We start from the raw sequence: 9,306 nt of genomic DNA, 5'->3' as shown, positions 1-9,306 counted from the left end.
AAATATCGCATTCTCAGCCAACTAAAAATACAAATAGTCAATCTGACACTTGCAGATTTTCAAAAACTCGCATTTTTCATTATCTTTGCGCCCACGAAAGGAGATTACTGCATTTAGTCTGTTTAAATTATCCTTCTTAAAACAGGCTCTAAAAAGTATTGTATTGTTATACAAAGTGTGTTTAACTCCCTTTTGTAGCATGTTTTATTCCTATATTGATAACTTGATAAAATGAAGAATATACGTAACTTTTGTATTATCGCTCACATTGATCATGGTAAATCTACTTTAGCAGACCGCCTGCTCGAATTTACCAATACCATACAAGTAACCGGCGGACAGATGCTTGATGACATGGACTTGGAGCGCGAACGAGGTATAACCATTAAGAGCCATGCTATCCAGATGGAGTACACGTATAAAGGTGAAAAGTATATCCTGAATTTGATAGATACTCCGGGACACGTGGACTTCTCATACGAAGTGTCCCGCTCTATCGCCGCCTGCGAAGGCGCTCTGCTGATTGTTGACGCTTCACAAGGCGTACAGGCGCAGACTATCTCCAACCTGTATATGGCGATTGAACACGATTTGGAGATTATTCCAATCGTCAACAAGTGTGACATGGCGAGCGCTATGCCCGAAGAAGTGGAAGACGAAATAGTTGAGCTGTTAGGCTGTAAACGCGATGAGATAATCCGTGCATCCGGTAAGACCGGTATGGGAGTGGAAGAAATTCTGGCGGCTGTCATTGAACGTATCCCTAACCCCAAAGGCGATGAAGAAGCGCCGTTGCAGGCTTTGATTTTCGATTCCGTATTTAATTCATTCCGTGGTATCATAGCTTACTTCAAGATAGTGAACGGCGTAATCCGCAAGGGAGACAAGGTGAAATTCTTCAATACGGGTAAGGAATACGATGCCGACGAAATCGGAGTTTTAAAGATGGATATGCTACCGCGCCAGGAGTTGCGTACCGGCGATGTGGGATACATCATTTCCGGTATCAAAACCTCCAAGGAAGTTAAAGTGGGAGACACCATTACCCACATTGCCCGTCCATGCAAGGAAGCCATTGCCGGCTTTGAAGAAGTAAAGCCAATGGTATTTGCCGGCGTGTATCCCATTGAGGCGGAAGAATTTGAAGACTTGCGTTCATCTTTGGAAAAACTGCAATTGAATGATGCCTCACTGACTTTCCAGCCCGAATCTTCGCTGGCTTTAGGTTTTGGCTTCCGTTGCGGCTTCCTGGGATTGCTGCACATGGAGATTGTACAGGAACGGCTCGACCGGGAGTTCGATATGAACGTGATAACCACCGTGCCCAACGTATCCTATAATATATACGACAAGCAGGGCAACATGACCGAAGTGCATAACCCCGGCGGTATGCCCGACGTTACGTTGATAGACCACATCGAGGAGCCTTACATCCGCGCTTCCGTTATTACCACCACCGATTATATCGGCCCCATCATGACATTGTGCCTGGGTAAACGCGGCGAACTGGTGAAGCAGGAGTATATTTCCGGTAAACGCGTGGAGATATACTATAACATACCTTTAGGTGAGATAGTTATCGACTTTTATGATAAGCTGAAGAGTATCTCCAAGGGATACGCTTCCTTTGACTACCATCCCAGCGGTTTCCGTCCTTCAAAGTTGATAAAACTGGATATTCTGCTGAACGGTGAACCGGTAGACGCCCTTTCCACCTTGACCCACGTAGACAACGCTTACGATTTGGGACGCCGGATGTGCGAGAAGCTGAAAGAACTGATACCGCGGCAACAGTTTGAAATCGCTATCCAGGCAGCTATCGGCGCCAAGATTATTGCCCGTGAAACGATTAAGGCCGTACGTAAAGACGTGACGGCAAAGTGTTACGGTGGTGATGTGAGCCGTAAGCGCAAACTGCTGGAGAAACAGAAAAAAGGAAAGAAGCGTATGAAACAAATCGGTAATGTGGAAGTGCCGCAAAAGGCGTTCCTCGCAGTCTTGAAACTGGATTAAGAATAAAACAATACATATAATATTATGCTACGTGCAGCGAAAAGCATCTCATCACTGAACGTGATGGCAAGTATTCTGTTATTTCTGACGGCTATTGTAGCGGCTGTTATTGCAAACTCTCCGCTGGCTTCCGTTTACCAGGATTTCCTGTCGCAGGAACTTCATCTACGTATCGGAGATTTCAATTTGCTTTCTCATGGAGGACATAATCTGTCCATGCTTGAGTTCATCAACGACTGCCTGATGACGATTTTCTTCCTGTCTGTCGGACTGGAAATAAAGCGTGAGTTACTGGTTGGTGAGCTATCCTCTTTCCGGAAAGCCATCCTGCCTTTTATTGCCGCTTGTGGTGGTATGCTTTTCCCTGTTATCATTTATTCAATGTTGGCAACTTCGGGCACTCCCGAAATGCGGGGTACAGCTATCCCGATGGCTACCGATATTGCTTTCTCCCTCGGGGTGCTGTGTCTGTTGGGTAAACGGGTTCCGCTTAGTCTGAAGATATTCTTAACGGCTTTTGCAGTAGTAGATGATATCGGCGGTATTCTGGTCATAGCTATTTTTTATAGTTCCGAAGTTGCTTACGGCTATCTGATTGTAGTCGCCATACTTTATGCATGCCTGTATTATATGGGGAAGTTCGGCGTGACGCAGAAAATCGTCTACCTCTTCTTCGGGGTTATTATTTGGTATTTGTTTCTGCAGTCCGGCATTCATAGTACGGTATCGGGCGTGATACTTGCGTTTGTAATACCTGCCCGCCCGAGGCTGGATGCGGGGAAATACATCAAGCGTATCCGTGCCATAGTCAACTCTTTCCCGGTTTTGCAGTCTGACAATATCGTATTGACGAATAAGCAGATAGCTACACTGAAACGGGTGGAGCGGGCTTCAGACCGGGTAATTAGTCCTTTGCAGTCGTTGGAGGATAATTTGCACGGAGCAGTGAATTTTGTTATCCTGCCTCTGTTTGCTTTTGCCAATGCGGGAGTGGTACTCAGTGGGAGTGGAGATATTATGGGAAATGTGGGGCTGGCTGTCGGATTGGGTCTTCTGGTTGGTAAGTTCCTGGGTATCTACCTGTTTACGTGGTTGACTATTAAGTGCGGGCTTGCCCGTATGCCCGAAGGCATGAACTGGAGGAATATTGCCGGTGTATCCCTGTTGGGAGGAATAGGCTTTACCGTATCCCTGTTTATAGCGAACCTCTCTTTCTCCAACATTTATCCGGAATTGTTGAATCAAGCGAAGTTCGGTATATTGTGCGGTACGATTGTAGCGGGAATACTGGGTTATGCAGTATTGAAATGGGCATTGTCGAAAGGTTCTAAAATATAGATGCTTATCCGCATAATACCCCTAATGCGGACAAGCCTATTATCTATTAAATACTCCCCAACTCTCTATACAATTTATATCTTCCAGGAATTCCTTGTCATGCGATACGGCAATTACTGTCCCCATGTAATCCCGTATAGTCGCCGTAATGATTTCGATGCTTTCAATATCCAGGTTATTGGTCGGTTCATCGAGTATGAAGACATCCGGAGTATTGTCCGCTATCATCAGGCAACAGAAGGCGAGGCGCATTTTCTCTCCACCGCTTAGTAACAGGCAAGGTTTGTTCCAGGTAGCTGCCGGAAAAAGATAACGGTTCAGTATCGTTTTCAATTCATGCTCCGGCAACCGGCGGTGATTGAAATGCTCCGCCTGCCCCAGGATAGTCCGGTCATTACGGATAAGCGAATACTCCTGATCCAGATATACAAAACTGAAATCAACACGGATCAGTGTACCGCTGCTTGCCGGGAGTTCTCCGCTAATCAGCTTCAGCAGAGTAGTTTTTCCGCTTCCGTTGTTACCTTCAATATGGAGACGGTCGCCGCTTCGTAGCCGGAAGTGAAGCGGGGATTTCCACAACGGACGGTCGGCGCCTGGATATTGAAAGTTCATTTCTTCTGCCGTAACCAGTATCTTTCCTTCGTGCAGGGCAGAGGCATTGAAGTTTGTTTTCAGCCTTTCGGAAAGAGGAATGGAACTTTTAATCTTTTGCATCTCCTGTTGCAGTTTCTCTGATTTCTCGGCATGTACATCTTTCAGCTTGCTGGAACTTGCTTCCGCTCTGTTCTTTATGGTTCTCATCATAATGCGCGGAGTACCTTTCTTGATGGCGGCTTTCTCTCCCCGTGAGTTCTGTTTTGCTTTCTGCTCCGCTACTTCACGGGCTATCTTGCGGGCGAGGCGCAACGCTTTTTGTTTTTCTTCCAGTTGCTCCTGTAAAGCATTGAGCCGTATGTCCTTCTGTTCTTTGAAGAAGTCGTAATTGCCGCCGTAATAAGCCAGTCCTGTAGGGGATAACTCACAAATGGCGGGCAGCAGGTTCAGTAAAGTGCGGTCGTGGCTGATGAGCAATACGGTTGCCGGAGTACGCTTTACGAAATCATACAGACGTTGGCGTCCCGCACTGTCCAGATGGTTGGTAGGTTCATCCAGTAAGACAACAGCTGGCGCGTGCAATTCCATGCCTGCAAGGAATATGCGTGTCTTCTCCCCGCCACTTAGCCCATGCATCAGGCGGGTGAGGGGAGTGCCGTCCATTCCCCAGGCGGACAGGAAGGCTTGGGCGCGTTCTTCAATGTTCCAGTCGTCGTTCAGAATAACAAAGTGTTTTTCAGAGGCATCTCCATTGAGGATGGCGTACAAGGCTTCCAACTTGTTGTCTATCCGTAGCGTCTGTGCGATGGTTCGGTTATCGTATTGTCCGAAGTGTTGGGGAACGTAATAAAGGGGTTCCTGATGAATGGCTGTTCCGCCGGTAGGAGATAATTCACCTGCGATAATCTGCATGAAAGTAGATTTACCGCAACCATTATTTCCGGTCAGTGCTATTTTCTCTCCCGGATTAACGGATAAGTTTAGGTTTTGGAACAGGGTCTCCTTGTCTGAATGTACATAGCTGAGGTTTCTGATGATAATACTCATAACAAATACTGTGTTTAATGAATAGTGAAAAACAAGATAACATCTCGGGGAAACTTCCGCAGAGGAAGTAAAAGGAGGGAATAGACAAACACAGTATGGGCTAAACATACACGTTTGTGATGCTCAGCGTTCTGAATAATGAAGCATATAAAAGGTGATGTTTACCGAAAGGCTTGTCTTTACTTGGAAATTCTCATTGCAGTATTTGTTAGTTAGCGGTTGCAAAGCTACATAAAATCTTTCGTAGTTTATGCAGGTTGAATGAAAAAACATAGAAAGTTATTTCATCGAATCAGCATCAAATGATAAAGGCAACAAAGCTCCTACACCTTTCACCTCATAAATACCTTTCTCACCATAAAGAAGAATACGCATAGGATGCTTAAAGCGTTTTTCCGTTTCGAGCATCACCTGGCGGCAGGCGCCACAGGGTGGAATAGGATCGTCGAGGAAACCTCGTTCATTGCGTGCAGCTATGGCGAGAGTTTCTACTGCCTGATTGGGATATTGTGAATTGGCATAAAACAGAGTAGTACGTTCCGCGCAAAGCCCCGAGGGATAAGCAGCATTTTCCTGATTGGTACCCGTTACGATTGTACCGTCTGCCAAACGCGCCGCGGCGCCTACGGAGAAGTGTGAGTAAGGCGCATAACTGCGATTGGTTGCTTCACGGGCGGCATCCATCAATTTGCGGTCGGCATCACTTAACTCGCTGTATTCGTATATTTTAAGGTCAATTCGCAAGGTCAAATCTTTCATAAGACGATAAAGTTTTTTGTAATTAATGTTACAAAGTTAGGAAAGAGATTGGTAATTCCAATTCTTTTTATGACTTTTGTACCTCAAAAGTCTACTGTTAGGAAGGGAATTAATGTAATCAAATACCGTTATGAAGAAAATTAATGTGATCAAACTTGCCGTAATCCTGGTATTTCTCACTTGTGCCGTTACCATTCAGGCACAGCGCAAGAATACCCGTTATTCGGAATACATAGAGAAATATGCTCCTCTTGCCGTGCAGCAAATGCAGGAACACAAGATACCTGCCAGTATCACCCTGGCACAAGGTCTACTCGAAAGTGGCGCCGGACAAAGTGAACTGGCTCTTAAGAGTAATAATCATTTCGGCATTAAGTGCGGAAGCAGTTGGCGCGGACGTACGGTGCGGCATGATGATGATGCGCCTAAAGAATGCTTTCGCGCTTACAGCAAACCCAAGGATTCTTATGAAGACCATTCCGCTTTTCTGAAACAGGGTGCGCGTTATGCTTTCCTGTTCGAACTGAAGATTACGGATTATAAAGGTTGGGCGCGCGGGCTGAAGAAAGCCGGATATGCGACAGACCCTTCTTATGCCAACCGTTTGATTACAATAATCGAAGATTACGAGCTTTATAAGTATGACAGTCGCGGCATGAGCAAGAGCGAAGCCCGCAAGTGGGCTAAGGAATTGAAGAAGAAGCCATGGCTTGCCAATCCGCATGATGTGTATATAGCTAACGATATTGCATGTGTAGTGGCACGTGATGGCGATACGTTCCGCTTACTGGGTGGGGAGTTCGATATCAGTTGGAAGAAGTTAGTGAAATACAACGACTTGCATAAGGATTATACGCTGGAAGCCGGTGATATAATCTATCTGAAAGAGAAGAATAAGAAAGCGCCCGAACCACATACCGTTTATATTGTGAAAGACGGCGACTCCATGCACTCCATTTCTCAGAAGTGCGGTATACGGTTGAAGAACTTGTATAAGATGAACCGGAAGGATGATGACTACGTTCCGGAAGTAGGGGACAGGTTGAGGCTGAGATAGTACATGTAATTCTAAATATAAACATTACACCCATGAAAACACCCTATCTATTCCTATCGTTGTTGGCAGCGTCAACTCCTGCTTTTGTATCCGGACAAGTGAATAAGACTGTATCGGTATTAGAGATTTATGACACTGAGACGGGTAAGCGCACCGTACTTAAAGAGTATCCCTATCTTATCGAAGCGCCCAACTGGACAGTAGACGGGCAATACCTTATATATAATAGTAAAGGTAAACTGTATAAGGTGGCGATAGACGACGCTGCATCGGATGTGGAAATTCCCACCGGCTTTGCCAATCGTTGTAACAACGACCATGTGCTGTCGGTTGACGGTAAAGAGATTGCCATCAGTCACGGTACTAAGGAAGACGGTCAGTCGCGCATCTACACTCTGCCTATTACGGGTGGCGCTCCTACGCTGGTTACGCCGATGGGGCCAAGTTATTTGCACGGATGGTCGCCCGATGGGAAGACGTTGGCGTACTGTGCCGACCGGAAAGGTAATTACGACGTGTACATTATTCCTGCCCGTGGTGGCGAAGAAGTCCGCCTGACGGATGCACCCGGTCTGGACGATGGACCTGAATACTCGCCTTGTGGTAACTACATCTGGTTCAATTCCGTTCGTACGGGGTTGATGCAAGTGTGGCGCATGCGGGCGGATGGAGCGGAACAGACACAAATGACGTTCGACAAAGACCGCAACTCCTGGTTTCCGCACATATCTCCGGATGGGGAACAGGTTGTGTTTATCTGTTATAAGAAGGGGGATGTAGCGCCGGGCGATCACCCGTTTGGTAAAGACGTGGAGCTTCGCGTGATGCCGGCAAAAGGTGGAAAGCCGCAGACGGTGGTCAGTTTGTTTGGCGGACAGGGTACTATCAATGTAAACTCCTGGTCGCCGGATAGTAAGCGGTTTGCATTTGTTTCTTATATTAGGGCTAAGGCTGAATAAAGATAGAACTCTGTACCTCTATATCTTCGTCTTCAATCATATCCGAAAATGTACAGGGTGTCCGATATCGGACACCCTCCTTTTTTCTCTATCACCTCGTTTTCAGGCATTTACGTTTTTGGCACGCATTTAGCATATATATAAATGTGAGTAACATGTCTGTTCGTTTTCGACGATGGACAAGCACCGGAAACCGGAAGTAATAAACAACTCAATACCAGGAAATAATAAATAACTCAATATTCACTATGGACAGAGAAATACCAAAAGAAGTGCGTAATAAAGAACGCAACAAGAAGATTATCCGCTACGGAGGCATAGGCGTGGCAGTTATAGTAGTTATCAGCGTACTTATCTCGTTGATGCGTACAGGAGTCAAGACGAAGGACCTGGTACTCTCTACGGTAGATAAAGGTACGATTGAAGTCAGTGTCAGCGCGTCGGGAAAAGTGGTGCCGGCATTCGAGGAGATTATCAACTCACCCATCAATACCCGCATCATGGAGGTGTATAAGAAAGGTGGAGACAGCGTGGACGTAGGTACGCCGATTCTGAAACTCGACCTGCAAAGCGTAGAGACGGACTACAAGAAACTGTTGGACGAAGAGCAGATGCGCAGTTACAAACTCGACCAGCTACGGGTGAACAACCAGACTAAACTGAACGACCTGTCGATGAAGATTAAAGTCTCTGCCATGCAACTGAACCGTAAGAAGGTGGAACTGCGCAATGAGCAGTATCTCGACAGTCTGGGTTCGGGGACTACCGACAAGGTGCGTCAGGCGGAACTTAGCTACAACGTGGCAGAGTTGGAATATGAGCAACTGAAACAGCAGTACGACAATGAGAAGGAAGTGCTTGCCGCCGAGTATAAGGTTCAGGAACTGGATTTCAGCATCTTCCGCAAGGGGCTTGCCGAGATGAAGCGTACGCTGGACGATGCGCAGGTTCGTTCTCCGCGGAAGGCTATTCTTACTTACATTAATAACCAGATTGGTGCGCAGGTTTCGCAAGGCAGTCAGCTTGCTGTAATCTCCGACCTTAGCCACTTCAAGGTGGAGGGCGAGATTGCCGATACGTATGGCGACCGTGTGGCTGCCGGAGGTAAGTCGGTGGTGAAGATTGGGAATGAGAAGCTGGAAGGTACGGTGAGCAGTGTGACGCCGTTGTCGAAGAATGGGGTGATTTCGTTTACTGTGCAGTTGAGTGAGGATAACCACCGTCGTTTGCGTTCGGGGTTGAAAACGGATGTGTATGTGATGAATGCGGTGAAGGAGGATGTGATGCGGATTGCGAATGCTTCTTATTATGTGGGGCGCGGCGAGTACGAACTCTTTGTACGCGACTCGGACGAGGAAATCGTGAAGCGTAAAGTGCAACTGGGTGACAGTAACTTTGAGTATGTGGAGGTTATCAGTGGTTTGCAGGCGGGCGACCAGGTGGTGGTGAGCGATATGAGTCAGTATAAGAATAAGAATAAGTTGAAGCTGAAATAGTGTGCGGGAGAGTATCCCAATTCTCCTCCTCCTGGGAGGA

General features: G+C 46.6%; 7 protein-coding genes. 5 read left to right on the top strand and 2 right to left on the bottom strand.

All coding sequences use genetic code 11. The features are described 5' to 3' along the window. Positions 1-231 precede the first annotated feature (231 nt). Positions 232-2,013 carry a translation elongation factor 4 gene (lepA, locus tag B2Z67_RS07330; protein ID WP_291529168.1) on the top strand — a complete coding sequence of 594 codons (1,782 nt, stop codon included), beginning with the start codon at positions 232-234 and terminating at the stop codon, positions 2,011-2,013. A 24-nt stretch (positions 2,014-2,037) separates the two neighbouring features. Next, on the top strand, positions 2,038-3,351 hold the full coding sequence (gene nhaA / locus B2Z67_RS07325) for a Na+/H+ antiporter NhaA (RefSeq protein ID WP_291529167.1): 1,314 nt from the start codon (positions 2,038-2,040) through the stop codon (positions 3,349-3,351). Between the two features lie 39 nt (positions 3,352-3,390). Here the strand turns inward: nhaA and B2Z67_RS07320 are convergent, their stop codons facing one another. Both B2Z67_RS07320 and cdd read right to left on the bottom strand, forming a co-directional pair. Beyond that, entirely contained in the window at positions 3,391-4,995 is a 1,605-nt protein-coding gene (locus tag B2Z67_RS07320) for an ABC-F family ATP-binding cassette domain-containing protein (protein WP_291529166.1), read from the bottom strand. Between the two features lie 279 nt (positions 4,996-5,274). Beyond that, on the bottom strand, positions 5,275-5,754 hold the full coding sequence (gene cdd / locus B2Z67_RS07315; RefSeq protein WP_291529165.1) for a cytidine deaminase: 480 nt from the start codon (positions 5,752-5,754) through the stop codon (positions 5,275-5,277). 130 nt (positions 5,755-5,884) lie between these two features. Here cdd and B2Z67_RS07310 point away from each other — a divergent pair, with 130 nt between their 5' ends. The 3 genes from B2Z67_RS07310 (at position 5,885) to B2Z67_RS07300 (ending at position 9,266) form a co-directional block, all read left to right on the top strand. After that, positions 5,885-6,811, top strand: coding sequence for a glucosaminidase domain-containing protein (locus tag B2Z67_RS07310; RefSeq protein WP_291529164.1), 927 nt, complete (start codon positions 5,885-5,887; stop codon positions 6,809-6,811). Positions 6,812-6,843: 32 nt separating this feature from the next. Beyond that, the gene (locus B2Z67_RS07305) at positions 6,844-7,770 is read left to right on the top strand and encodes a TolB family protein (protein WP_291529163.1); all 927 of its coding nucleotides are present in this window, start codon (positions 6,844-6,846) and stop codon (positions 7,768-7,770) included. Between the two features lie 248 nt (positions 7,771-8,018). After that, positions 8,019-9,266, top strand: coding sequence for an efflux RND transporter periplasmic adaptor subunit (locus B2Z67_RS07300; RefSeq protein WP_291529162.1), 1,248 nt, complete (start codon positions 8,019-8,021; stop codon positions 9,264-9,266). The last annotated feature ends 40 nt before the right edge of the window (positions 9,267-9,306 follow it).

The sequence above is a fragment of the Bacteroides sp. UBA939 genome (genome assembly GCF_002293435.1).
Taxonomy (GTDB): domain Bacteria; phylum Bacteroidota; class Bacteroidia; order Bacteroidales; family Bacteroidaceae; genus Bacteroides.
The sequence above is the reverse complement of the archived record's forward strand: the minus strand, read 5'-3'. Positions and strand labels throughout refer to the sequence as shown.